Raw genomic sequence first — 26,031 nt, 5'->3', positions numbered from 1 at the left:
GGTCAGTTTATGAAACTAAATAAACAGATAACAGGAAGTGTGATCGGTGCTGTAGTCAGTTTCTTCACGCTAACGTCTACGGGAGAAGGTGTGGAAAATGAAATTGACGTAGAACTTGATAATCCTTATTCAGATGTCGCAGAGGATACGTATTATACGGATGCAGTTTTAGCGATGACCGAAGCAGACTTTATTGCAGGAGTAAAAGAGACAAGGTTTGGAACAGGAGAGGAATTAACGCGAGCGGATGCTGCTGTTATGTTAAGGAGAGCTCTTGGTTTTAATGCCATTTATAGCGGTGAAACTGAAAGCTATATTGATGTCGATGAAGCGGATTATTATTATGAAGATGTAATGATTGCTTCAGAAGAAGGGATTATTGAAGGGGACTTGGCAGGTACATTTCGTCCAGAAGATGAGCTTTCTAGAGGAGAAATGGCCGTTATACTTACTAGAGCTTTCAATCTAGCTGACGGTTATGAAGCTGAGCATAGTTTTTCTGATGCAGAGGACCACATTTATGAAGAAGAAATTGCATATGTAGCTCAGGCAGAGTTAACAACGGGTTACCCTGACGGCACCTTTCAACCGGAAGAAACGGTGACGCGTGAAGAGTTTGCTACTTTTATGTTTCGCGAGCCTGGTATTCAAGATAATGCGTTAGCTGTAGCAGAAGAACAGCCTATTCAAGCTGAGGCTACGATTGGAGAAGACTACGAGCTTATTTTGGAAGGATCTGTAGCGGAGCAATTAGAAGCAGATACAATTGACATGAAAGTAGTTGAAGAAGGACAGACAGAAAAAGAACCGTTGATAGAAAAAGAAGTGGACGTCGATGAAGAAGGGTTTTTTCAAGTAGAATCTGAAGACTCTCTGCCTGAAGGTGAGCATAAGATTTTGATTAGTATAGAAGGAGTAGAGGAGGTATTTCAAGTAGATTTAGAGCAAGTGAGCATTGATAGGTAAACATCAGCAAAAGCAAATAGAAGCCTATAATAGAAAAAGGTAAATCTGACGGCATAAAAGCGGACCAAAAGCCAAGCTTGTAAATGGAGATTCTTGAGGTTTCTTCTATACAGCTTGGCTGTTTTTGTACGCACTACATAACTTTCACAAAAGCAAAAGAATGAGTGAACATTGAGCAGTTTATGAAAATTTTAGTATATAGATCCTATTCATATTTTGTGTGATCTGTCGATTGGTTTTAAATATCCTGCTTTTTTACTTTGAATACAAAACTTTTGTAAGATGTAGCAACAGAAGAGAGCGCGGTACAGTAAAGAGAGATGTAGTGTACACAAGGAGGCAATCAGATGAAGAAATGGAAACGTACCGTAACGCTGAGTTCTGTAGCAGCACTGCTTGTATCTTCAAGCTTTACGAGTGCTGTAACAGCTGAAGATGCAGAAGAGAATGTGACAACAGAGCAATCAGAAGACACCGAAGAAAGCAGTGAGGATGAAGAAGACACCGAGGCTGGGGAAGACGATGAAGCCAACGAGGAAGACGAGGCAGACGATGAAGATGATGAAGATGATGCTGAGGAAAGTGAGCCCGAAGAAGAAAATGATACTCCTCCCCTTTCTTTTCAAGATATGTCTGAGTCGGACTGGTTTTATGACGATGTAACAACCTTATTTGAAGAAGGAATTATTGAAGGGTATGAAGACCAAACCTTTCGTCCAAATCAACCAGTTAACCGAGAACAAACAGCTGTGATGATCAATAGAGCGTTTGATATCGAGACAGAAGAGCAGCCAGACCCAGGTTTTCGAGATGTAGGCGAAGATCATTTTGCGTATGAAGCTATTGCAACACTAGCTGATTTGGGAATATTAGAAGGGACGCAGTCAGGCCAATTTCAAGGTGATCGACCACTGACCCGAGAGCAAATGGCGTTGATTTTAGATCGCTTATTTGAGCTGGAAGAGCCTGAAGAGCCCATTGAATTTAATGATTTAAACCCTAACCGTCCAAATGTTAATGTTGACGCCATTCAAAGGGTTGTAGCTAATGAAGTAGCGAATGGCTATGAAGATAACACGTTCCGTCCAAATCAACCAACGACACGTTCCGAGTTCTCAGCACTTGTTGCTCGGCTCTTGGACGAAGAGTTAGATGAGTCGTTAGAAGAATCGGACAGTGATGAGCCAACATTGGATAATCCAGAACCAGGACCGCCAGCAGTGGAGAGACCAAATGACTCAGAAGATGAGGACGATAATGATGGTTCAGATGAAGAAGCAGACGAAGAAGTAGAGGATGAACAATAACGTTAAATGGAAAAGGAACCTTCTGCATTTTTAGCAGAAGGTTTTTTTGTGGCATAGGAGAGCTCATCCTGTCATCACAACTAATCACGTTTTCCGTCTATTTATAAGCTTAGGCATGTTAAAAGAGCGAGGGAATATAGTAAGAGAAGAGTAATAATAAAGCGATAAGGAGATTACACCGCCTCATTTGGAATTCGCATGTAATGTTAAGGAAAAACGTCCGAGAATCTTGTCGAAGTGTCCACTTTAGGAAAAAAGCGTATCAATTTTTTGTCGAAACGTAACAGAAATTTGTCGAAACGTCCAATTAAAGCGCTTACACGTCCAAATTAATCTCCAAGTCACCCAACAACTTAGAGTTAGCTCCTCACGCAAAAATAAAACAGGAGGTGCAGCTAATGAAAGATGAGCTATATGAAAAAGATAATAGGAATATTTGGCATCCGCTAAAACCTTATCAGAAAGGACAAAAGGCGCTCATAGCCAAACAGGCAAAGGGAGCTTGGGTAACTGATATTGAAGGTGAGACCTACCTAGATGGAATGTCTGGGCTTTGGTGTGTGAATGTAGGCTATGGCAGAGAGGAGCTAGCTGAGGCAGCTGCTCGACAACTTCGGGAGTTGTCGTATATGGCACTGACCAATAGTCATGTCCCTGCCATTGAGCTTTCAGAAAAGTTGAATGAATGGCTAGGCGGCAACTATCGTTATCTTTTTTCAAATAGTGGCTCAGAAGCTAATGAGACAGCCTTTAAAGTAGCGCGTCAATATCATGCTCAAACTGGCCAGCCAGAAAAGTATAAAATTATATCAAGATACCGTTCCTATCATGGGAGCACGTTTGCTGCAATGGCAGCCACGGGGCAAGCTCAGCGCAAGTATAAATATGAACCGCTTCCACCTGGTTTCATTCATGTGAAAGCGCCGGAAGAATATCGACGACCCGCCGAGTATTCATTTGAACAATGGAGCATAGCATGTGCTGACATGATGGAAGAAAGTATTATGATGGAACGACCTGAAACTGTGGCAGCTATCATCATGGAGCCACTTATCACAGGCGGCGGGATTTTAATTCCGCACGAATCCTATCTGAAAAAAATAGAAGAAATATGTAAACGCCATAATGTTCTTTTGATTATTGACGAGGTCATTTGTGGGTTTGGTCGCACAGGGAAAAACTTTGGCTTTCATCATTACGGTATACAACCTGATATTATAACGTTGGCAAAGGGGATGACCAGTGGATATCTGCCGTTGTCTGCAAGTGCAGTACGGCCTGAAATTTATGAAGCGTTTAGAGATGAAGATGAAAGCGGGCACCTGCGCCATGTTAATACATTTGGCGGAAACCCTGCTGCTTGTAGTTTAGCATTGAAAAATCTAGAAATTATGGAAAAAGAGAAGCTAGTTGAACAGTCGAGAAAACTCGGAGATCGCATTCGCAAAGAATTTAATCAATTGATGACGCATCCTTATGTAGGTCATATTCGCCATAAAGGCTTATTATTTGGCATTGAACTGGTGAAAGACAAGGTAAGCAAAGAGCCAATAGATGCAAGCATTGTTGGAGAGGTTGTGGCCACATGTAAAGAAAAAGGATTAATCGTTGGGAAAAATGGCGATACCATTTCAGGTTTAACTAATATTATTACGCTCGCACCCCCATTAAGCATCACCGAGGATGATGTTACATTTATTGTTACCACCCTGCGTGAAGTTTTGGCGAAGGTTAAATAAGAACGGCAAGCCTGGCTTCTCCCTATTAAACGGAAACCAGGCTTTACTAAATGATAATTATTTCGTATTTAAAGCAGTAAACTCCTCTAATTTACTTTCGAGTTTCTCTCTGCTGTTATTTAAATGAAGTCGAAGAGCGTTGGCTGCTTGGTCTGGCTGCTGCTTTCTAATGGCCTCTAAGATTTCTCCATGTTCTTTATAAATTTGTTGTTTTTTGCCGTGAATTTCCCGGTTCAAATTTAATGAAGCTTTCATCGCTTCATTGTACAAATCTGAAATGTTTTCCATTGTTTTCAATAAAATTGGATTATGGGAAGCTTTAACAATCGCATGGTGAAACTTAAAATCAATGTCATCGCCAATCATGTCATTCTGTTCTAAAATCAATTCAAGTTCATCTTGCTGAGCTTGAAGATCCTCTATGTCTTCTTGATTTCTGCGTTGGGCTGCAAGCTGAGCAGCTTCAGTTTCTAAAATGATACGCGTTTCAATTAAGTGGATTACTTCTCCTGGAGAAAGCACCTCTAACCCGTTTTTTTGTAAAAAATCTTCAATATGAGTAGCGCGTACCCAACTGCCTCCTCCTTGTTTGGAGTCAATAATCCCTGAGGCAGCTAATACACTTAAAGCTTCGCGAACAGGAGAGCGGCTGACGCCAAATAGTTCAGCAAGTTCAGTTTCCGAAGGGAGTTTTTCCTCAGCTGGAAATTCTCCGGCGCGTATTTTTTCTTTAATCGCAGCTAGCACCTGCTGCGATACTTTCTTTCGTTCGATCATCTTCAGTCCTTCTTTCCTGTAGAAGTCTTACTACGGAATATCGCACAGCTCAGCTAGTAAGTCAACGAGGTGCATCCCTTCCATTTCTTCATCTAATCCTGCTCGTTTAATACCAAGGCGCATTTGCAGCAAGCATCCAGGATTTGACATAATCATAACTTGTGCTTTAGTTGCACGGGCAAAGTCCATCTTGTGATCTAGAATTTTATTGGCTTCTTCGTGATGCAATAAGTTATAGATTCCTCCTGAAGCACAGCATGTGTCGCTTTGACCCATTTCTACAAATTGAGTCCCTGGGATTTGTTTTAATAACTGGCGGGGTGCCTCTGTTACCTTTTGTACATTGGTCAAGTGGCAAGACGGTTGATACGTAACTACGGCAGGGCCATTCTTTTTAAAGGGGAGAGGAGAACAATCTACTAAAATCTCGCTGATATCTTTATTTCGCGCGCTAAATAGGCGGGCTCTCTTTTGCCAGTTTGAATCTTCGTTCGTTAAAAGATGTTCATATTCTTGTAGACTTGCTCCGCACCCTCCTGCATTGTTAACGATATAATCAGTCTGCACTTCTTCAAAGGCTTCGATATTTTCTTTGGCCAATGTTACAGCCGTTTTATGATCACCTTGATGAGAGTGAAGGGCTCCGCAGCAGTTTTGAGTCTTTGGAATGTAAACGTCACAGCCGACCGTTCTAAGCAATTCTACGGAACGTCGGTTTGTTTTGTTCATCACAGCATCTGAAATACAGCCTGTGAAAAATGATACAGTAGCAGTAGTTGTTCCGTATGCGCGGAGCCAAGTCCCACGTGTTGGGCGCTTGCCGGGTCGTTCAACAGTTGGCATCACGTGTTCAAGAGCAGCCATCGCTGGAGAAAATTTATCAAGTAGCCCCATCTTTGCAGCAACCTTTTGTACCCCGGTTACTTGATACAGCCAAATGAAATTTCCGCCCATCCGCATCAGGTTCGAATTTGTGAAAACATGCTGGAGGGTGAGGCGTTTGATTTTTGCTGTTTTGCCGGCTTCTTGCTCGTTTTCAGTGATGACTTCTTTGGCTGATTCAAGAATGTGAGCGTAAGGAACATTTACTGGACAGGCGGTTTCACAAGCCCGGCACCCTAAGCAAAGATCAATGGGTTCAGCTAAATCCTTAGTTACATCTATTTTTCCTTCCGCAGCCGCTTTGACCAAATTAATCCGACCACGGGGTGAAGCGGATTCTTGGCCCATGGAAATATAGGTAGGGCACGAAGGCAGACAATAACCACATTGAATGCATTGATTGGTTGCATCATATGCTAATTCATGAAGTTTGCTGGTGTGAGGTTGAGTATTGGTCATGTGAGCACCACCTTTGTTTGACCTTCTTCGGCAAACATTTTCCCAGGATTTAAGACATGATTAGGGTCCCAAGCGTGCTTGATCGATTTCATTAAATTTACGCCAGCTGTTCCGTATTCCATTTCAAGGTAAGGGGCTTTCAACAGGCCAATTCCATGTTCGCCAGACAGGGTACCTCCTAACTCTACAGCCGTTTCAAAAATGTCACTTACTGCATCTTCCACTCGCTTCATTTCTTCTGTATTGCGTTTATCTGTAATGATATTAGGATGGAGATTCCCATCTCCTGCATGGCCAAACACGACTAGGTTTAATTGATAGCGTTCGCGGATTTCCTGCAGACGTTCCATCATCTCGGGGATCTTTCCCCTTGGTACCGTAGCATCTTCAGAGATTTTAGTAGGTCCTAACTCTGTTACGGCCGGAGAAACCATTTTTCTCGCCTTCCAAATCGCGGCTCGTTCCTCTTCGTTGTTTGCGACCTGCACAGATATAGCCCCTGCGTGTTCACAAATGGTTTGACAATGGCCGATTTCATTTTCCGTACTCACATCGGTGCCGTCGACTTCAAGGATCAATAAAGCACCGGCATCGATCGGCAATCCGCTCGGTTGAAAATGCTCAACTGCTCGAATGCAAGCGTTATCCATTAACTCCATAGCAGCTGGTAGGACCCCGTGTCTCAACACCTCGGTAATTGCTTTGCCGCAGTCTACTGGCGAATGAAATGTAGCAAGCAGTGTTTTTTGGGCTTGTGGTTTAGGAATTAAGCGTAAGGTAGCTTCGGTCACAATTCCGAGCAACCCTTCTGATCCGACAATTAATCGGGTTAGGTCAAAGCCGGTGACATTCTTAACTGTTTTTCCACCTGTTTTTACAATTTCGCCAGTAGGGGTTACCACTTCAAGGCCAATAACATATTCTTTTGTTGTTCCATATTTCAGTCCTTTAGGCCCACTCGAATTTTCAAGTAAATTGCCGCCGATTGTAGAAATGAGAGCACTGCTGGGATCTGGTGGATAAAACAGACCAACTTCTTCAGCTGCGCGATGAATATCAGCGGTAAGAACCCCTGGAGACACAGTAGCGATCATATTCTCCTGGTCAATTGTTAGGGTATCTTTCATCTGGGACATATCAAGTACTATTCCGCCTTTAACAGGAAGTGGACCTCCACTTAACGAAGTAGCAGATCCTCGCGGGTAAATAGGGACTTTCCATTCGTTTGCTTTTTTTACGACAGTGCTTATTTCCTCTACATGTAACGGTTGGCAAATGACTTCAGGAATATATTCACCAAATGAAGCATCAAAGCTGTAAGAATACAAGTCAGCTGTGCTGGTAAAAAAGCGTTCACTTGGAAATAAGGTGTGCAATTGCTCAATTTGCCAGTTTTCCATAAGTAACCTCTCCCTGTTAAACCGATTCGAAAATTTGTATTACAAGTATACAATATAACAAATCTATTGAAAACAATATTTAAAATTGTGATAATTAGTACAAATGTGAGATAGTAAAGATAATTTAATTAGGAGTGACATGTATTCATAGTGAGGAGGGGAGAGTTGTTATCCGATAGTTTGAAAGCGCTTTATACAAGGTCTGATGAAATGATCATATTGTTATCGTTTTTTTGGCGGGATGGAGAGAGCTTGTTTTTAAAAGAAGATGGTTGATTTTACATGAGGGCTGAAAATCAACAACAATGTTTATCGGAGCTACTCTAAACGAAAATACGGGTAGGAAAAAATTTAACGGTATTCTGGATCCAATATCCGACTATATCCTAGTAAATAAAAGAGGTGGACGCATGGGGGAACAGAGTGTGGCTCAGACGTTTAAAGCAGAAGTAATAACTGATTACCTGCATAGACTATTTGAAGCGGCAGGGGCTAATGAAAAGGAAGCAAAGCAAATTGCAGATCATCTAGTTATGGCTAGTTTAAGAGGGGTGGATTCCCACGGCATTAGTAAAACAGACATCTACTTAAAGCGAATAAAAGAAAACATGATTAATTTACAGCCGAAACATGCAATCAATAGGGAAACGCCAGTAAGTGCTTTAATTGAAGCTGATAATGGGATGGGCATACCGTCAGCAGAAAAGGCGGTGGACCTAGCTGTCGAGAAAGCAAAAAAAACAGGGGTGGGCCTTGTCGGCGTCAGTAACTCAAATCATTGTGGAATGCTTGCAAACTATGTAACAAAAGCAGCTGATCAAGATTTAATCGCTCTTGCTGTGACGAATGCTCCAGCTGTAGTTGCCCCCTGGGGAGCGCGGCAAGCTTTTTTTGGTACCAATCCAATAGCTTATGGCTTGCCGAGTAATCGCCCGCATCCCATTGTTTTTGATATGGCGACTAGCAAAGTAGCCAAAGGAAAAATTGTTTTAGCTGAGCAAGAAGGCAGAGATATTCCGCTAGGATGGGCCATTACCCCAGAAGGAGAACAAACAGACGATCCTGCCCGAGCGATTGAAGGGTGTATTTTGCCTATGGGTGAAGCAAAAGGGTATGGCATTTCTTTTTTAGTGGAAACTCTTTCTTCTCTCTTAACAGGAGCAGCATATGGGCCGAATATTGGTGATTTGTTTTCTGAATTTGAACAGAAGCAAGAGCTTGGGCATTTCTTTATGGTCATGAGAGCCGATTTATTTGTGGGCCTCGAGACATTTAAACATCGTATCGACACCATGGCTGAAGAAATCAAGCAGCTTAAGCCGATGAAAGGGGTAAAGGAGATTTATCTGCCTGGTGAAATCGAATGGTTGAACTATGAAGATAGGAAGTTAAATGGAATCCCGTTGAGTATGCAAATGCTAGAGACTCTGGACGCCTGGGGAGAGTTATATGGTGTCGAATCAATAGCTGTAAAATAAGTGAATAAAAGTGAAGGGAAGGTAGCAACATGGCTTTTAACGTTTTAGCCCATAACTCGTTGTTCGGAAAAGGGAAAATTGAACTGGAACAGCAGGTGGACCCTGTATATTTTGACAGATGGGAGGAGCTTTCAGAGGACGTTTGTTTAGCATGTGATGGTTTGCTCATCCGCTCTCATCAGAACGTAGATCATACCATTTTAAATCAATTTCCAAATCTGAAAGTGATCGCTAATGTTGCGGTGGGCTACAATAACTTAAATATAGATGAGCTCAACCAACGTGGAATTATTGCCACCAACACTCCAGGTGTATTAAGTGACAGTGTAGCAGATTTAGCGATTGGCTTAATGATCGCTTGTGGGAGGCGCCTGCCAGAAATGGAGCAGCGCGTCAAAAATGGAGAGTGGAAGAGTTCACTTTCGCCAGAATGGTTCGGTCAGGACCTGCATCATCAAACCGTAGGCATTGTAGGGATGGGGAAAATTGGTATAGAAATTGCTCGCCGGGCTGCTCTCGGTTTTAAAATGAAGGTAAGGTATTATAATCGTTCCAGAAATGAAGAGGCAGAAGTCGCTTATGGGGCTGAGCCTTTAGAAGACTTACACGCTCTGCTGCGTTCTTCCGATTATGTTTGCGTGGTATTGCCTTTAACGAAAGAGACCTATCAATTGTTTGATGAGCAATTGTTTAAAGCTATGAAACCTTCTGCATATTTTATTAATGTAGCCAGGGGGGCAATTGTTAAGGAAGAAGATTTAATTAAGGCGTTAGAAGAACAAGAAATTCGCGGTGCAGGCTTAGATGTTTATGAAAATGAGCCTTTATCTCCTGATCACCCGTTTCTAACAATGCCCCAAGTAGTAACTCTTCCTCATATGGGATCAGCAACCTTTCAAACAAGAGAACAGATGGGGGAAGTAGCTGTGTCTCAGTTGTTAACCGGGTTACGAGGGGAGGACCCTGAATATAGGATCCAAAACTTAAAGTAATATTCAGAAAAATCTTTAAAAAGCATTGACATCTGTTCGATAATTTACTAGGATTTTAGATACACACAATAAATACGTAACTGATGGATTGTTAAGTTTCGACTCAATTCCACGCCAGAATTGAATCTCGGATCCTAAAGCCAGTCCACCTTACTTTAACTTTTGTACACATGGGTGATTTGTGTATTTAAGGCAAGGAGGGGGCTGGCTTTTTTATGTCCTTTCCATGAAAGCGCTTCAATTCTAATATTGGAAGGAGTAATGTAGGATGGACTTTCAACTTTCAGAAGAACAATTGATGGTAAAAGACATGCTTCGCAATTTCGTGGATAAAGAGATTATACCAAATATTCAAGAGTGGGATGAGCAAGGGCATTTTGAACCTGCTATATTAAAAAAGCTTGCAGAACTCGGGATGATGGGTACATGCATCCCCGAAGCTTACGGCGGAAGTGGAATGGACTATAACACGTTAGCGATTGCATGTGAAGAATTGGAAAGGGGAGACACTGCCTATCGAACTGCTGTATCCGTTCATACAGGACTAAACAGTATGACGCTTTTACAGTGGGGGACAGAAGAACAAAAAATGCGAATTTTGGCGCCGCAGGCAAAAGGGGAAAAGGTAGGGGCTTTTGGGCTGACCGAACCGGATGCAGGCTCTGATGTTGCTGCTATGAAATCTACTGCAGTCAAAGAAGGAGATCATTATATTCTTAACGGTTCGAAAACATGGATTTCTCTTTGCGATTATGCCGACCATTTTCTAGTCTTCGCTTACACGGATAAAGAAAAAGGTCATAATGGCATTTCAGCATTTGTGGTTGACCGGGAGATGGAAGGCTTTTCTTCAAAAGCAATAAAAGGAAAGCTCGGGATCCGCGCCGGCAATACCGGCGAGATATTTTTTGATCATGTCAAAGTCCCTAAAGAAAACTTAATTGGTGAAGAAGGAGAAGGGTTTAAAATAGCGATGTCTGCTTTGGATAATGGTCGATTTACAGTAGCAGCAGGGGCATGTGGGCTAATCATGGCCAGCCTTGAAGAAAGCGTGAAATATTGTAACGAACGAAAAACGTTTGGAAAAGAAATTGGCAAACATCAACTTGTTCAGCAAATGATTGCGAATATGGAAGCTGGTTTGCAAATGAGCAGATTACTGGTGTATAAAGCTGGAACTTTAAAAAATCAAGGGAAGAGAAACACAAGGGAAACCTCATTGGCAAAATGGCAAGCATGTAATTTCGCCAATGAAGCAGCCAATGATGCAGTACAAATTCACGGAGCTTATGGCTACTCTAACGAATACCCGGTAGAACGCTTTTTAAGAAACTCAAAAGCACCAGTCATTTATGAAGGAACCCGTGAGATTCATACCATTATGCAAGCACGGTATGTACTTGGCTATAATCAAGATAAACCATTGCGAAAAATGTTGCCGGCCTGGTTTGGTGAAGAAGCAAAAGTGTAAGATCATTTAACTAGTGATAGTAGAAAGGCTATTGTTCATCTCCCCATTTTTACATGCTAGCTTAGAAAGTAACAGTAGTCTTTCTCTATGTACTGAATCATTATAATGGCAAACCAATGCGTCATGTGGTTGGATCCAAAATCCGATGTGCCCAATACAGGTTCATAACAAGCAAAAAAGGGCTAATGACTCAATTTATAATTTTGAATTTTTAAAATGTAAGCGGTGTCAAAATGTGATAGGAGTCCTTGTTAATAGATAGAACAAGCCTACAAGTAAACGTTTAACTTTTAGGAGGGGAGAGCATGAAAGTCGGTTTGCTAAGATTAATTAAAGGAGGTTAAAGAATGACAGATAACAATCAAGTGACTCCATCCACTGAGGAAGATAGCAAAGGCAAAGTGAAAAACATAGAAAAATTGGATTCGGACGCCAAAATGAGAACCTATACCGGCTTTATGGCTGTCGTTATTACACTGATTTGTATTTTATGGGCAGGCATGATGATGTATTACAACAGTATTGGCTCAATGGAAGCCATTATTCTCCGAGCTTACACTCTTGGCTTTCTTCTATTATTAGCCTTTCTCTTGTTTCCGGCTTCTAAACGAAGCAAGGGAAAAAGAAAGCTTCCGACCGTCTGGGACGGTGTCTGTATTGTACTCGCATTAAGTGCTGTCATTTACTTTGTAAGCATTTATGAAACATTTGCGCGCGAGTGGGGCGGCTTTCACCGAAGCGATTGGAATTACATTTTTGGAGCGATTGGCACAGTCATGCTTTTTGAAGCTAGTAGAAGAGTTGTAGGTAATACATTAAGTATTATTGCTGGAGTTTTTCTCTTATACGTTTTTTCGGGTCCGTATATTCCTGGGACGTTTGGTCATGGCGGATTTAATCTGACTCGAGTAATAGATACCATGTTTTGGGGAAGTCAAGGGATCTTTGGGATCGCACTAGGGGTGTTTACGACCTTTGTATTTATGTTCGTTTTGTTTGGTGCTTTTCTCAGAAACAGTGGTTTTACAGACTTTATTAACAATATTGCTTTGACTGTAGCAGGGTGGACAGCAGGCGGTCCCGCTAAAGTTTCAGTCATTGGCAGTGGATTTATGGGGATGGTGAACGGAAGTGCGGTAGGAAATACGGTGACCACGGGGTCTGTAACCATACCTTTAATGAAACGAACTGGGTATAAACCTCATTTTGCCGGATCAGTTGAGGCCGTTTCTTCTACGGGGGGACTGTTTGCCCCTCCAGTCATGGGGGCAGCCGGTTTCGTTATGGCAGAATTTGTAGGGGTACCTTACACCACGGTCATGTTAGCAGCACTTATTCCAGCTCTTCTATATTTTATTACTGTATTTATGGTGGTGCATTTTGAAGCAAAGCGTCTGGGCCTCTCTGGTTTGAAACGCGAGAATATTCCACCAGCCTTTGGGGTTTTAAAGGATAAAGGACACCTTATTTTTCCATTGGTCGTTCTTATATACCTCCTTGTAAGCGGTACCACGCCAACATATGCTGCTGTATTTGCTTTACTAGCTACGGTGGTAGCAAGCATGATCCGTAAATCCACACGCATGGGCTGGAGAACGATCGTTCAATCCATTGAAGATGGTTGTAAAGCAGCTGTTTCGGTTGGAATTGCGACAGCGATTGTGGGAGTTATTGTAGGATCTGTTACTCTTACTAGCCTTGGATTGGTCGTTGGCCAAAACATTCTACAGCTTGCCGGTGGAAGCTTGCTGTTAGCAGGATTTTTCACGATGGTTATAAGCATCATCATGGGGATGGGCATTCCAGCTACTGCCGCTTATATTATCGTAGCAACAGTTTCAGCACCATTGCTTGTTGAACTTGGAGTACCTGTTTTAGTGGCTCATATGTTTGCATTTTTCTATGCAGCTCTTTCAAATATCACACCTCCAGTTGCCCTTGCTTCTTATGCAGCGGCAGGGATCGCAGGAGCCTCACCTAATCGAGTATCAGTAACTGCGGTTCGTCTCGGTATAACAGGATTTATTTTACCTTTCTTCTTCTTGTATAATCCTGTTCTCCTTTTTGACGGATCTAGTTATACAGCCAGCATCATTGCTATGCTCACGGCTATTGTGGGTGTGGTAGCTCTAGCAAGCGGACTACAAGGTTGGTTATTATCCCGCGCTGTTTGGACGCAGCGTATCGCCTTATTTGTAGCTGCGTTACTGCTCGTAGAACCTACTTTAATCTATGATGCGTTAGGCATGGCTTTACTTGCTGGAATAGTAGTATGGCAAAAATTAAAACCAGCCTCTACCCAAATAACTAAAGGCAAAGCACCTGAAACAGCTATCTAGAAAGTATCAAGTGGTAAGGGAGGTGGTGAATGGGGTTGCACGCTCCAAGTTCTTGCAAACCGCTAAAGGGTTAATTGGTTCCATATTCTATATAAAAGGAGAGAGGAAAATTGAAAAAAATGCGGAGAAACACTTTGTATCCAGTAGTTGCAGGGTTTTTAGGTTTAAGTTTGTTAACAGCTTGTGGAGATGGAGCAGATGAAGGCACAGATGCCGATGCCGATACTGAAGGGGAGGAGAATGGTGAAGTAGAAGAAGGGGGCGATGAAGCCGCTGGTGGAGATGGCCTTGATGGGTTGGATGAAGAAGGAGATGAAGATGATTTTCACGTAGATGTCGTAACTGCTAGTGAAACGGGACTTTACTATCCATTGGGAGCAAGTCTGGCTGATTTTTGGAGTAATCAAGTAGATGGCGTTTCATCCTCTTCCCAATCATCAAATGGAAGTGTTCAAAATATGATCTTTATGTCAGATGGTGAAGCTGATGTTGGCTTTGTTATGGGTAATATATTGGAAGAAGCTTATAACGGAGAAGCAGGGTTTGAAGGTGAAGCATATGAAGACGTTCGTATTTTGGGAGGGATTTATCCAAATTACAACCATGTCGTTTTACGTGAAGGGGCAGACCTAGACTCAATTGCTGACTTAGAAGGACAGGATTTTGCGCCTGGGGCAACAGGGAGCGGTACAGAAATTGCTTCCCAACAAATTTTAGATGCATATGATTTAACATTTGATGATATGGAAACGCATTTTGGCGATTTCCCCGAAGCAACTGATCTCATGCGGAACAATCAGGTAGATGGAGCTAATATTAATGCCGGTATTCCTACTTCAGCCGTTAGTGAAATGATAAGCACGGCTGATGGAGTTTTAACGAGCATTGATGATGAACAGATCGATGCAATGGTCGGAGAATACGACTTTTATATCGAAGAAACGATTCCAGCAGGTTCTTATGAAGGGCAAGAAGAAGATGTGCATACAACCGCCCTGCAGAATTTCCTAGTAGCGGATGCTTCTCTGCCTGATGATGTAGCGTATGATCTCGTCGAATCCTTGTGGGAAAACATCGAGGACCTGCACGGCCAGCATGAAACATTTGAACAATTTGAGGTAGAAAACTTCCAAGAAGGTGCTGGAGACATCCCTCTACATCCTGGAGCAGAAGAGTATTATGAAGAACAAGGTCTACTTGATTAACGTGTTTAAAGACCGTGGGCTACAGAATCTATGTAGCCCTAGTCCAGTTTATACAGGATTGACTAAGGAGGGAGGAAGATGAGATATGAGCCTTTATCGGAAGAAGATAAACGAACCATTGAAGATCATGTCGCAGATTCAATTCGCAAATCAATTTTACTTGGAGACTATGAGCGGGGAGAGCGTATTGTCCAAGAAAGTGTGGCCAACCAGCTAGGGGTTAGCCGGATGCCGATCCGAGAAGCCTTAAAGCGTTTGGAATTAGAAGGCTTAGTGAAGAATGAACCACGCAAAGGAGCAGTGGCTTATCCTATCACGATCGACGACATTGAAGAAATTTACACCTTGCGTTCGATGCACGAAACGTTAGCGGTGGAAAAAGCCTATCCCTTTTTTACTCAAAATGATTTCTTGGAACTTGGAGATATTTTAGAAGAAATGGAAAACGTACAATTAGTTGATGACAACATAGACTATTACTCAAAACTGAATAAAGCCTATCATAAGAAAATGATTGAAAAATGCCCGTGGCGAAGAGTAAAGCAAAACCTGGAGCTCCTCTGGACCGGTTTCTTGCCGATTGCCAGTCCTATGCTTTTAAAAGATCATCATGAGAAAGCGAAACAAGAACACCGGCAAATTTTTGAGGCCTTAAAGGCAGGAAACATGAACGTGATTAAAACGGTTACCGAATTCCACATTGAACGAAATAAAAGCAGTTTGATTTCTAGTATGAAAGATCATAAAAAATCCAAAGTATAGCCGGCTTGGTCTTAAGAGAACAGAAGATAGATTGTTTTGAGCGAGAAAAAGTCAGTGATCAAGGTGTGATGAGATGAAGTGGGAAGATTTTATTGGCCTTTCCTCAACCCCCACTGTAAATGTTATCGAAGCAGAAAAGGTAGTGGCTTTTGCTCAAGCTTTAGGCTTACAAGGCGACCGAAACGAACATCATATATTACGTCAACTCCCTACTTTTCCGCGTACATTTAATTATGGTGAGGTTCCTCGTATGAAGTGGCCAAGTTCAGGCTTAATCCATGCGGAACAAAGTTATCAATACGATGCGCCGCTTCGCATTGGCGACGTACTAACATGTTATCAACAGCTGACAGATGTGAAACGAAAAACAGGAAAAAGCGGGAACATGACGTTTTTGTATGTGGAACAGAGAGGGTTAGATGAAAACAAAGAGCCTCGTTTTATTTCAAAGCGGACATTAATCGTTCCAGAACATGTAGCAGCTAGAGGGGGGGTCCAATGACAGAACAGCTCATTCCAGCAGAAGGCAGCTATATGATTGAACCATTTTCAATGGAGCAAGTGCGAGAGTATGCATATGCCTCAGGTGATTTAAACAAGATTCATATTGATCCAGAAACCGCTAAAGCACATGGTCTTCCTGGAGTTATTGTTCATGGCCTTTTGACGATGGGATATATGTATCGTCCTTTTCTTTCGCTTTTAAAAAGTGGATACTTTATCCAATCATTTCAGACGAAATTTTTAGCAAAGGTGTACTTAAACGAAGCATTAACTATTCAATGGAAGAAACTAGAGAAAGCACTTCCATTAACCTATCAAGTAAACGTGGTAAAGAAAGATGGGACGGTTGTTACTGAAGGTGAAGTAGTATTTACTACGTTTCAAAGTGGGGAGGAGTTCCATGAATAAAATGAGAAAACAAGTTGCTTCATATGGTGATGAAGGTTTCAGTCATTTTTTGAGAAAGGCATTTGCCCGCCATATGGGTCACGAGGCATCAGACTGGGAGAAGCCGGTGATTGGCATTTGTAACACGCAAAGTGAAGTGAATCGGTGTCATACTCATTTTGACCGTATTGTTGATTCGATCAAAAGAGGCGTATTGATGAGTGGAGGCATCCCACTTGAGTTCCCTACCATTTCGCTTGGAGAGAGCTTCACAAGCCCTACAACCATGTTGTATCGAAATTTAGCAGCTATGGATACTGAAGAGATGGTGCGGGCCCAGCCGTTAGACGGGGTTGTCTTAATTGGCGGCTGTGACAAAATGACTCCTGCCCAATTGATGGGAGCTGCAAGTGCGGATATCCCTGCCATTATGATTACCGGAGGTCCGATGGAAAACGGGGAATACGAAGGGCGGACACTGGGTGCTTGTTCAGATTGCAGACATTTTTGGCAGGAATATCGCAGCGGCACAATCAATGAGGAGGAATTAGAAGAAATTAACCAGTCCCTTGCTCCTACTGCCGGCCATTGCATGGTTATGGGAAGTGCGAGCACGATGGCTGTTGCTTCTGAAGCCCTGGGCATGATGCTCCCTGGTGGAGCGGCTATCCCGGCTACAGACAATCGTAAACTGGCTGAGGCTCAGGCAGTGGGAAAACAGATTGTGTCTCTTGTCGAACAAGATCTTACCCCTTCCAAGATTATGACGGAGAAAGCAATCGAAAATGCAGTGAAGATGTTGATGGCAGTAGGTGGGTCAACCAATGCAGTCGTACATTTGATCGCTATTGCAGGCAGGTTAGGGATTCCGCTCTCGCTTGAGACTTTTGATGAAATTGGAAAAGAAACTCCATTTATCGCTAATTTACGCCCTGCCGGCGAATATCAAATGCAGGAGTTTTACCGAGCGGGTGGAGCTAAAGCAGTAATGAAAGAACTAGCGGACTATTTTCATGTAAATGAAATAACGGTAACGGGGGCAACTCACAGCGAAAATTTAAAAGAAGTAAACATCTCCCCCGTATATCGCCATATTATTCGGCCTGTTGACGACCCGCTTCATGCAGGTGAGGGGCTGGCGGTTTTGAAAGGTAACTTGGCTCCTGATGGGGCAGTGATTAAACCGAAAGCAGCTTCTGAAGAGTTGCTCAAACATGAAGGAAGAGCTGTAGTCTTTGAATCTACGGAAGATATGCAAGCTAAAATCAACGACCCTGATTTAGATGTAACAGCAGAGGATGTATTAGTTTTAAAGAATACTGGTCCTGTCGGTGCTCCAGGCATGCCTGAGGCTGGGATGCTTCCACTCCCAAAAAAGTTGTTAGAACAAGGTGTGCGTGACATGGTACGTATTTCTGATTGCAGAATGAGTGGGACAGCATTTGGCACTGTGGTGTTACATGTAGCTCCAGAAGCGGCGATTGGCGGACCACTTGCCCTTGTGCAAAACGGTGATGGCATAAGTTTGGACGTAAACGAACGAAAGCTTGAATTGCTCATTTCTGAAGAGGAATTGAACGACCGCAAGAAAAGCTGGAAAGAACCAACTCAAACAAAAGCAGCAAGAGGCTACACAAAGTTATATCAAGAGCATGTTCTCCAAGCTGATAAGGGTTGTGATTTTGACTTTTTAGTAGATCAAGCGACTAACAAGAAGTCTTAATTATGTGGAGGAGGTTCATCCTTTTCATTTCCCTTGCTGCTGTAATCAATAGTTTTGGATGGTTTCTACCGCTTGAATGGACCATTTTATTACTTGCCGTTACAGGCATATGCTTTTTTGCTGTAGAGTTTGTTTCACCCGTTTATACCTCATTGTTTATTATTATTTCATTAGTTGTTCATTTACCTAAAGAAAACAGCTATCTCGTAGTAGAAGGCTTTGGTTCGTCCGTCATTCTATTTTTAATTGGTGCCACTGCGCTCGGCTTGGCTGTAGCTCATTCAACGATTGGTAGTGGACTCCTCCGTTTATTTAAATACTTTATGGTAAAAAAAAATGGCCTTTACCGGCAGTACTCACACTTTCATTTCTTCCGTTGTCAATAATACTGCCATCAGCTATTACAAGAAACGCAACTTTATATCCGCTCGTGCGTTCTTTTCTTGAGTTTTATGATTTAAAAGAAGAAACGAAACGCGCTTATCTTGCTTTGGGGGTATTAAATCCTTTAGCTTCCTCTGCCATTTTAACTGGTGGGCTTACTTCCATTATTACAGCAGGTTATTTAAGAGATGTAAGTTGGCTGCAATGGTTTATTTGGATGGCCGTTCCGTATTATATCTTTTTACTATGTGGGTTGAGCTACCTTCTTCTCATGTATAAAGCACGAGCAACGGTGCAACAAGTTACAGCTCTGGAGAAAGAACAGTTAACGGAGAAACCGGAATTTGTAAAAGAGGATTATTGGATCATTGGTATCATAACTTGTACAGTACTGCTTTGGGTAACAGATGGTATTCATGGTCTGGATCCTGCTGTTCCTCTGCTGGTGGCATTTGGGTTTCTGACAGTATTTACAAAAGCAGTAAACTGGAAGGCCTTACTTGCTACAAGTCTTGGGAAGAACATCTTGATTATTGGAAGCATGCTCTCTCTTATTAATGTATTAGAACAATACGAGATATTAGCTTCCTTAACATTTAAGTTTACTCAACTTGTATCTCAAGAACATTCGCTGCTGCTGGTGGTAGGTAGTATTTTACTTTTCTTAGGTCTATTAAATATGCTCATCCCAAACATTACGGTAAGTATAACTTTACTTGTGCCGATTGCTATGTCATTAGCTGATACGTACCAACTGAATGAGTATGCGCTTGTCCTGCTTGTTCCAATGATAGTAGATGGGATCAAATTTTATCCAGCGCAGTCTACACCGCTAGTAATGGTTTATAACAACAGCGGCTTAACTACGTTTGATATTTTCAAATTAGGGCTTTTTATGACAGTAGCGTATTTGCTGCTTGTTCTCGTTGTAGTATTGCCGTATTGGTCACTACTTGGTTTAACACTTTCCTAAGTTCCTACTAGCGAACAATGATTTTTCTGAAACTCTAATCCTTTAGAAATTCTGTGTTTCTAAAGTGGAATAAAAGAGGGGAAGCATCTTGAATTTAGCTGGAGAATGGGAAAAACGGGTCTCAATTTCACGAGGGTTGATGCTATTTGGATTGGCTGTCCTTTTTATTCTATCAACGGTGATGAATCTGCCGCTTGATAAGCTGCTCGTAGGGTTAACAGTCATACTGATCCTCTATTCATTACCATTTATGGCCTTTTTTCCAAAGATCATGACCATTGCTTTGTTTAGCGTAGGGCATCTTGTATTTTTCACTCAAAATTTAAGCGTTTCCTATTGGCAAGCTGGACTGATTGAAAACCTTCCTTTGGTGGCACTATTTGTTTCAGTACCTCTTTTTGCTTATCCCCTCCAAAATGGTGGATATGTAGAGTATGTGTCTCGGTTAGTTCATCGCTTTTTGAAAACGCCATTTAAAATTTTCTCTAATATCGTGATTTTAACGAGTTCACTTTCAACCTTTATGAACTTAGGTTCTGTTCGGATTTCGTTTGAATTATTTAAGGAAGACATTCAAAGAGATCCGAAATTCTACACGCGCGCCATATCACAAGGATTTTCACTGGCTATGTGTTGGTCTCCTTATTTTGCAGGTGTCGCAATCGTACTTAATATGCTTAATTTACCTATCTTCCCCTTTATTTTCTGGGGCCTGTTGCTAATGATAAGTGGAACGTTAGTAGCGATTCTATTAGTTTCAAAAGAAGCCAAGATTCCACTACCTCAGGTAGAAGCAGCGGTGACTAAAGAGCCACAGGACAAAGGAGCGTCTTCTTGGAAGAAGGCGATTGAACTACTCATCGTTTTTGTTGGTATGTTTGCCTCGATTTTTATATTTGAGCGAATGTTTGACATTAACCTAATTATTTTAATTAGTGTGATTGCCTTCATTTATCCGCTGCTATGGGCTGTGCTGATTAAAAGAACGAAAGAGTTTGTCCAATCACTTGGTCACTATAAAGACGATATATTACCTCGTATTCATAATGAAGCTATTCTCTTTATTGCTGCTGCCTTTTTTGCGCAAATGGTTCAAATGACAGACGTTTCAATCATGATTTCTGATTTTTTCACATATTTAAATAGCTTGTCACCTTTTTTAGTCATTTTCATTACGATCCTAGTTATTGTGGTTCTAGGGGTGGTAGGAATTCACCAAATATTAACCGTTTCCCTTATTGGGGCGAGTATCTCATTAACTGATTTAGCGATTAGTATTGAAGCGTTAGGGTTGGCTTTAATAGCAGGATGGTCGCTTTCGACCGCGGTTTCGCCCGTTGCTGCACTTAACTTAACCTTAGGAAATTTACTTAGTCGTTCGCCAATAAAAATAGGGATGTGGAATGCTCCTTATGTGTTACTTGCGAGCGTAATATTATCGTTTCTTATCTTTGGAATAAATGCTCTTACTCTTTAAAAGAAGGAGAAGCCTAGAATGAGAATTGCCTGTATCCATGCACTTAAATCCTCTCTTGCTCCAATCGACCGCGCATTTTTAACAACCGATCCATCAATTGAGCTGATTCACATGATGGATACCAGTTTATTGCAGCTGTTAAGGGAAGAGAAACAAATCACCCCTCTCATACGATCAAGATTAGCATCTTTTTGTACACAGGCTGATGCACTTGATGTGCAAGCTGTACAAATGACGTGTTCAGCCTTTAATGGGGTAAGAGACGATATTCAACCGTTCGTCAATGCTCCAGTATTTCGCTCGGATGAAGGTGTAATGGATGAAGCGTCCAGATATATAAAAATTGGCTTAATTGCTACGGTTGAAGAAACACCTCCTCCTTTGTTGTCTTACTTACAAGCAATAGCACCATCCATAGAAGTAACAGTCAAAATAGACACCACAGCTATGACTGCTTTACAGAAAGGAGAGCCAGCACGTCATGACCGTAAGATTAAAGATCTGATGCAAGAACTTGCAGAAGATCATGAAGCCATCGTCTTATCTCAGTACAGCATGGCTCATGTCGCTGACCAGCTGCACCTTCCAAACACCGATATATTAACGGCTCCACAAGCAAGTGTTACGAAATGCTTGAAGACTCTTTCAAGGAGGTGAAAGGAAAATGGAGTTAATCGAGATCTATCAAAACTTTCCTGAAGAAGCATTACCAGATAAAAAAGCAGCAATACGAGAGGAAGTAAAGAAACAGCTCGAACAAAATCAACTGCCCGCTGGAAGTGAAATTGCAATCACAGCCGGAAGCAGAGGCATCCATGCTATTGCTGAACTGTTAAAAGAAACCGTTCAAACTGTGCAAGGAGCAGGTTATAAACCTTTCCTAGTCCCGGCCATGGGCAGCCATGGCGGAGCAACAGCAGAAGGGCAGCTAGAAGTGCTAGATCATCTAGGTGTTACAGAAAACACAATGGGCGCAGAGATTCGTTCTTCTATGGAGGTTGAATTAATCGGCTACACCGAAAATGGCGTTCCGGCTTATATGGATAAGCATGCGTTTCAGGCAGAAGGAATCATTGTGGTGAATCGAGTGAAGGCTCATACAGCATTTCGCGGAAAGGTAGAGAGCGGCTTGAGCAAGATGGTCACAATTGGCCTCGGAAAGATCCGCGGAGCCACCTTCGTGCATAGCCATGGTTCATTAAAAATGGCAGAAAATATAATAGATGTCTGTAAAACCTGCTTAAAAAAAGCGCCCCCGCTTATGGGTATTGGAATTGTTGAAAACGCTTTTGATAAAACGGCGCAGATTAAAGCAGTATCCCGCGACCACTGGTTTGAAGAAGAAGCTGAATTATTAAACGCATCCAAGGAAATGATGCCTCGTCTGCCAATAGACACGATGGATATCTTAGTCGTTGAAGAGATGGGAAAAAACTACAGTGGCACAGGCATGGACCCAAACATTATTGGCAGATGGCGGATTGATGGTGTACCTGAACCGCCCCTCCCTGAAATCACGCGAATTGTAACACTGGATTTATCACCTGAATCGTTTGGGAACGCCCAAGGAGTGGGACTTGGTGATTTTATTACGCAACGACTTGCCGACCAAATGGACCGTCACGTGACGTATACGAATGCACTAACAAGTACGTATCTACGCAGAGCGATGCTTCCATTTATTTATGAAACAGAAAAAGAAGCAATAGAAACAGCTATTCGAAGCTTGGGACCAGAGGAAAACCAATCTACCCTGAAATTGATCCAAATACCAAATACCCTTCACCTGGACCGTTTGCTCGTAAGCCCTGCTGTGATAGAGGAGATGGAGGAAGAGGGGGTCACTTATACAATCGGGGAGCGAAAATCTTTAACCTTTACTTCTAATGGAGAGGTAGAAACGAGATTGCTGCAAACAGCTCATTAGGACGTTTAAATTGGAGGCGAAAACAATGAGTGAACATTTAAATGTAGCCGTTAACAATGAAAAGAAATCAGCACTCCTCATTGATGAAAAAGATAATGTGAGTGTAGCTCTGACGCAGATTAATGAAGGAGAAAACTGTCTTGTGCGCAAAGGTAAGGAGGAAGAAATCATTCGTGTGCTAGAACGCATTAATTTTGGCCATAAAATTGCGTTAACGGACTTGGAAAAGGATGCCCCCGTCTTAAAGTACGGGGAAATCATTGGCCGCATGTCCGTGCCAGTGCAAAAAGGCAGTTGGATTCATAATCACAACATGTATTGTGAAAGGGGCATGAGAGCATGACAGAGACCTTCATGGGTTACCGTAGAGAAAATGGTCAGGTCGGTATACGTAATGAAATTGCCATCATTCCCTCTGTCTTTTGTTCCGGGAAAGTGGCTGAACGAATCGCTTACCAAGTCCCAGGCTCTGTCTATTTCAGACATCCAGTAGGTTGTTCTCAAGTAGGAGAAGACCTTGAAACGACTGCAAAAACACTGATTCAAATTGGTAAAAACCCGAACTATGCAGGTGTGGTAGTTGTAGGGCTTGGTTGTGAACGTTTCTCTCCCCAAGAATTGGCTGCAGGTATCAAACCGACCGGCAAAATGCTTGAAACGGTTATTATTCAACAAGAAGGAGACTCTCTGCAAGCGATTCAGGAAGGAATAAAGAAAGCGCGAGAAATGCAGCAAGTTGCTTCTAGACAACAGCGCGAAGAGATTCCGGTCAGTGAATTAACAATCGCCTTAAATTGTGGAGGTTCTGATGTCACCTCTGGATTAGTAGCTAACCCAGCTCTTGGGCTTGCCTCCGATAAAATCGTCGAACAAGGTGGCTCGGCTATTTTGAGTGAAATTACTGAATTGTTAGGCACCGAGGATATTTTGGCAAGGCGGGCAGTCGATGATCATGTCGCTGCTGAAATCAAGCGTACAATTGAAGACACAGAACAGCGGTTGGAGCGACAAACAGCTGAATCTTCCAACCAAGCGCGCAATCATTTAATCTCAACAGGAAATTATGATGGCGGTCTCTCTAGTGTCGTAGAAAAATCGCTGGGCAGCATGAAGAAGTCTGGAAATGCGCCTTTTTCCGGTGTGGTGAAATACGGAGAACAGCTGCAGCAAAAGGGGCTACATTTGTTAGATTCACCCGGTCATGACGGAGAAACAGCAACTGGGCAAGTTGCTGCCGGAGCTCAACTTATTGTCTTTCCAACTGGAAGGGGAACGCCCACTGGGTTTCCAGGGGTACCAGTATTGAAAATCACAGGTAATTCCAAGACGTATCAGCGTATGAAAGAAAATATTGATATTAATGTTGGTCGAGTGATTGATGGAGAAGCATCGTTAGAACAATTAGGTGAAGAAATCTATCAAGAAATTATAGAAGTTGCCTCGGGAAAAGGAGTTAAAGCTGAAATTCTTGGCCATGATGAATTATTCTGCATTACTCGTGTTCCTTAGAATTTATAGAAGGAAAGGCAGGAGAGCGCCTTGGCATACCATATTATGTACGTTGACGATGTGTTTCCTGCGTTTAAAGATTTAATGCTGGAAACTGCACCGAGTTCTTTAACACTTTCATTTGCCAAAGAACTGAAAGATAAAGAGTATGACGAAGTATTAAAAAAAGTAGACGCTATTGTAGTCGCGACAGAAGTAGTAGATGAGCACACCATTAACCAAGCTGAAAACCTGAAATTCATTCAAAAAACAGGTGTAGGGATTGACAACATAGACGTAGAGGCGGCAAACAGAAAAGGGGTACCAGTAGCTAATACGCCTGGAATGAACGCAACGGGAGTGGCCGAATTAACGATTCTTCTAACGCTAGCCCTTTATCGCAATTTACTATATGTACATGAGCATACAGTGCAAGGCGATTGGCCGATGTGGGACGTGCGGCTTGAATCCTATGAAATGGCAGGAAAAATTCATGGATTAATTGGGCTGGGCAATATCGGGAAGGAAACAGCGAAGCGGTCTCAAGCATTTGGCACCACCGTTTTCTATTATGATAAATTCCGTCTCCCGGTTGAAGAAGAAGAACGGTTGGGTCTTGTGTATAAACCATTTCAAGAACTCATTGCTGAAGCAGACATTTTAAGTTTGCATGTGCCGCTTTTACCGGAAACGAAACATTTGCTAAGCATGGGTGAATTTATGACGATGAAACCAAATACCATTCTTATCAATGTAGCACGTGGAGGAATAGTAGATGAGGCGGCACTTGCCAAGGCACTCGCTACCAAAGAAATTGCTGGTGCTGCTATAGATGTATGGGAAGGAGAGCCAGTAAATAAAAATAATCCGCTTCTATCAATGGACCAAGTCATTGCCACTTCCCATATCGGTGCAGGGACGAAAGATACATTGAAGAAAGTATTAAATACGGCCTTTACCAATACAGAGAGTTATTTAGCTGGAAAAGAAACCGCCCACATTATTAATCAAGTAAACGTGTAAGTTTTAGCTCAAGATTCTATAAACCAGAGTTGTCCGCCTCTCACTGTAGATAGGGAGGTCAGGGCAAGACTCGTAGTAGATCTTATTTGAATCAATTTCATCATGACGTTTTATGAGCAATAAAACGAATGATATCTATTTATATTTATTTAATATATAGAATTTTCAAAAGTTATTGAAACGTAAGGTGGCGACTCCCAGAGGAGAAAGAGTAGTCTGAAGATCCACTTTTTCGGGGGTTTTGCCTTCGACAAAGTTAGCTGAAGACAAACCCTCGGGAAAGCGTCCGTCTGAAGTGAAGGTCACATTCATTATTCGGATTTTAAAAACTTATTTTAAATTATGAAATTCACTCATTTAAAAAAAGG

At 42.1% G+C, this 26,031-nt stretch carries 23 protein-coding genes; 20 read left to right on the top strand and 3 right to left on the bottom strand.

The window, feature by feature from the left end; translation table 11 throughout:
* Window positions 1-9 precede the first annotated feature (9 nt).
* The 3 genes from D469_RS0104025 to D469_RS0104015 all read left to right on the top strand — a co-directional run bounded on the left by D469_RS0104025 (window position 10) and on the right by D469_RS0104015 (window position 4,012).
* Entirely contained in the window at window positions 10-966 is a 957-nt protein-coding gene (locus tag D469_RS0104025; RefSeq protein ID WP_018922083.1) for an S-layer homology domain-containing protein, read from the top strand.
* Window positions 967-1,313: 347 nt separating this feature from the next.
* Window positions 1,314-2,273, top strand: coding sequence for an S-layer homology domain-containing protein (locus D469_RS0104020; RefSeq protein WP_026286095.1), 960 nt, complete (start codon window positions 1,314-1,316; stop codon window positions 2,271-2,273).
* Window positions 2,274-2,671: 398 nt separating this feature from the next.
* The gene (locus tag D469_RS0104015) at window positions 2,672-4,012 is read left to right on the top strand and encodes an aspartate aminotransferase family protein (protein WP_018922082.1); all 1,341 of its coding nucleotides are present in this window, start codon (window positions 2,672-2,674) and stop codon (window positions 4,010-4,012) included.
* A gap of 57 nt (window positions 4,013-4,069) precedes the next feature.
* Here D469_RS0104015 and D469_RS0104010 read toward each other — a convergent pair whose 3' ends face one another.
* The 3 genes from D469_RS0104010 to D469_RS0104000 are packed head-to-tail and all read right to left on the bottom strand — an operon-like array spanning window position 4,070 to window position 7,530.
* A complete protein-coding gene (locus D469_RS0104010; protein ID WP_018922081.1) occupies window positions 4,070-4,789 on the bottom strand; it encodes a FadR/GntR family transcriptional regulator in 720 nt (239 codons plus the stop codon).
* Window positions 4,790-4,819: 30 nt separating this feature from the next.
* Window positions 4,820-6,130, bottom strand: coding sequence for a (Fe-S)-binding protein (locus D469_RS0104005; protein WP_018922080.1), 1,311 nt, complete (start codon window positions 6,128-6,130; stop codon window positions 4,820-4,822).
* Window positions 6,127-7,530 carry an FAD-binding oxidoreductase gene (locus tag D469_RS0104000; protein WP_018922079.1) on the bottom strand — a complete coding sequence of 468 codons (1,404 nt, stop codon included), beginning with the start codon at window positions 7,528-7,530 and terminating at the stop codon, window positions 6,127-6,129. The genes D469_RS0104005 and D469_RS0104000 overlap by 4 nt, the downstream gene beginning before the upstream one ends.
* Before the next feature lie 410 nt (window positions 7,531-7,940).
* On the opposite strand from D469_RS0104000, the gene D469_RS19585 reads away from it, so the two are divergent.
* From D469_RS19585 to D469_RS19575, 17 genes are all read left to right on the top strand, one after another.
* Window positions 7,941-9,008: an Ldh family oxidoreductase gene (locus tag D469_RS19585; protein ID WP_018922077.1), complete on the top strand. Its 1,068-nt coding sequence runs from the start codon at window positions 7,941-7,943 to the stop codon at window positions 9,006-9,008.
* Between the two features lie 29 nt (window positions 9,009-9,037).
* Window positions 9,038-10,000 carry a 2-hydroxyacid dehydrogenase gene (locus D469_RS0103985; RefSeq protein WP_018922076.1) on the top strand — a complete coding sequence of 321 codons (963 nt, stop codon included), beginning with the start codon at window positions 9,038-9,040 and terminating at the stop codon, window positions 9,998-10,000.
* A 268-nt stretch (window positions 10,001-10,268) separates the two neighbouring features.
* Entirely contained in the window at window positions 10,269-11,471 is a 1,203-nt protein-coding gene (locus D469_RS0103980) for an acyl-CoA dehydrogenase family protein (protein WP_018922075.1), read from the top strand.
* A 347-nt stretch (window positions 11,472-11,818) separates the two neighbouring features.
* The gene (locus tag D469_RS0103975; protein WP_018922074.1) at window positions 11,819-13,810 is read left to right on the top strand and encodes a TRAP transporter permease; all 1,992 of its coding nucleotides are present in this window, start codon (window positions 11,819-11,821) and stop codon (window positions 13,808-13,810) included.
* Between the two features lie 119 nt (window positions 13,811-13,929).
* Window positions 13,930-15,015 (top strand): TAXI family TRAP transporter solute-binding subunit, encoded by a 1,086-nt coding sequence (locus D469_RS0103970; RefSeq protein ID WP_026286094.1) that lies wholly within the window; start codon window positions 13,930-13,932, stop codon window positions 15,013-15,015.
* 78 nt (window positions 15,016-15,093) lie between these two features.
* Window positions 15,094-15,777 (top strand): GntR family transcriptional regulator, encoded by a 684-nt coding sequence (locus D469_RS0103965; protein ID WP_018922072.1) that lies wholly within the window; start codon window positions 15,094-15,096, stop codon window positions 15,775-15,777.
* A gap of 73 nt (window positions 15,778-15,850) precedes the next feature.
* On the top strand, window positions 15,851-16,279 hold the full coding sequence (locus D469_RS0103960) for an FAS1-like dehydratase domain-containing protein (RefSeq protein WP_018922071.1): 429 nt from the start codon (window positions 15,851-15,853) through the stop codon (window positions 16,277-16,279).
* Window positions 16,276-16,689 (top strand): MaoC/PaaZ C-terminal domain-containing protein, encoded by a 414-nt coding sequence (locus tag D469_RS0103955; protein WP_018922070.1) that lies wholly within the window; start codon window positions 16,276-16,278, stop codon window positions 16,687-16,689. The genes D469_RS0103960 and D469_RS0103955 overlap by 4 nt, the downstream gene beginning before the upstream one ends.
* Window positions 16,682-18,391 (top strand): dihydroxy-acid dehydratase, encoded by a 1,710-nt coding sequence (locus D469_RS0103950; RefSeq protein ID WP_018922069.1) that lies wholly within the window; start codon window positions 16,682-16,684, stop codon window positions 18,389-18,391. The genes D469_RS0103955 and D469_RS0103950 overlap by 8 nt, the downstream gene beginning before the upstream one ends.
* A gap of 2 nt (window positions 18,392-18,393) precedes the next feature.
* Window positions 18,394-18,777, top strand: coding sequence for a hypothetical protein (locus tag D469_RS0103945; protein WP_018922068.1), 384 nt, complete (start codon window positions 18,394-18,396; stop codon window positions 18,775-18,777).
* Entirely contained in the window at window positions 18,768-19,748 is a 981-nt protein-coding gene (locus D469_RS0103940) for an SLC13 family permease (protein ID WP_156816889.1), read from the top strand. Before D469_RS0103945 ends, D469_RS0103940 begins: the two co-directional genes overlap by 10 nt.
* 88 nt (window positions 19,749-19,836) lie before the next feature.
* Window positions 19,837-21,225: a hypothetical protein gene (locus D469_RS0103935; RefSeq protein ID WP_018922066.1), complete on the top strand. Its 1,389-nt coding sequence runs from the start codon at window positions 19,837-19,839 to the stop codon at window positions 21,223-21,225.
* 18 nt (window positions 21,226-21,243) lie between these two features.
* Window positions 21,244-21,882: an aspartate/glutamate racemase family protein gene (locus tag D469_RS0103930; protein WP_018922065.1), complete on the top strand. Its 639-nt coding sequence runs from the start codon at window positions 21,244-21,246 to the stop codon at window positions 21,880-21,882.
* A gap of 7 nt (window positions 21,883-21,889) precedes the next feature.
* Entirely contained in the window at window positions 21,890-23,152 is a 1,263-nt protein-coding gene (locus D469_RS19580) for a nickel pincer cofactor-dependent isomerase, group 22 (RefSeq protein WP_018922064.1), read from the top strand.
* A 25-nt stretch (window positions 23,153-23,177) separates the two neighbouring features.
* Window positions 23,178-23,495, top strand: coding sequence for a UxaA family hydrolase (locus D469_RS0103920; RefSeq protein ID WP_018922063.1), 318 nt, complete (start codon window positions 23,178-23,180; stop codon window positions 23,493-23,495).
* On the top strand, window positions 23,492-24,661 hold the full coding sequence (locus D469_RS0103915; protein ID WP_018922062.1) for a UxaA family hydrolase: 1,170 nt from the start codon (window positions 23,492-23,494) through the stop codon (window positions 24,659-24,661). Before D469_RS0103920 ends, D469_RS0103915 begins: the two co-directional genes overlap by 4 nt.
* Window positions 24,662-24,691: 30 nt before the next feature.
* Complete coding sequence (locus D469_RS19575) at window positions 24,692-25,663, top strand: 2-hydroxyacid dehydrogenase (RefSeq protein WP_018922061.1); 972 nt, start codon at window positions 24,692-24,694, stop codon at window positions 25,661-25,663.
* Window positions 25,664-26,031 lie beyond the last annotated feature (368 nt).

Origin of the sequence: Salsuginibacillus kocurii DSM 18087 (genome assembly GCF_000377705.1) — a bacterium.
GTDB classification, from domain to species: domain Bacteria; phylum Bacillota; class Bacilli; order Bacillales; family Marinococcaceae; genus Salsuginibacillus; species Salsuginibacillus kocurii.
The sequence above is the reverse complement of the archived record's forward strand: the minus strand, read 5'-3'. Positions and strand labels throughout refer to the sequence as shown.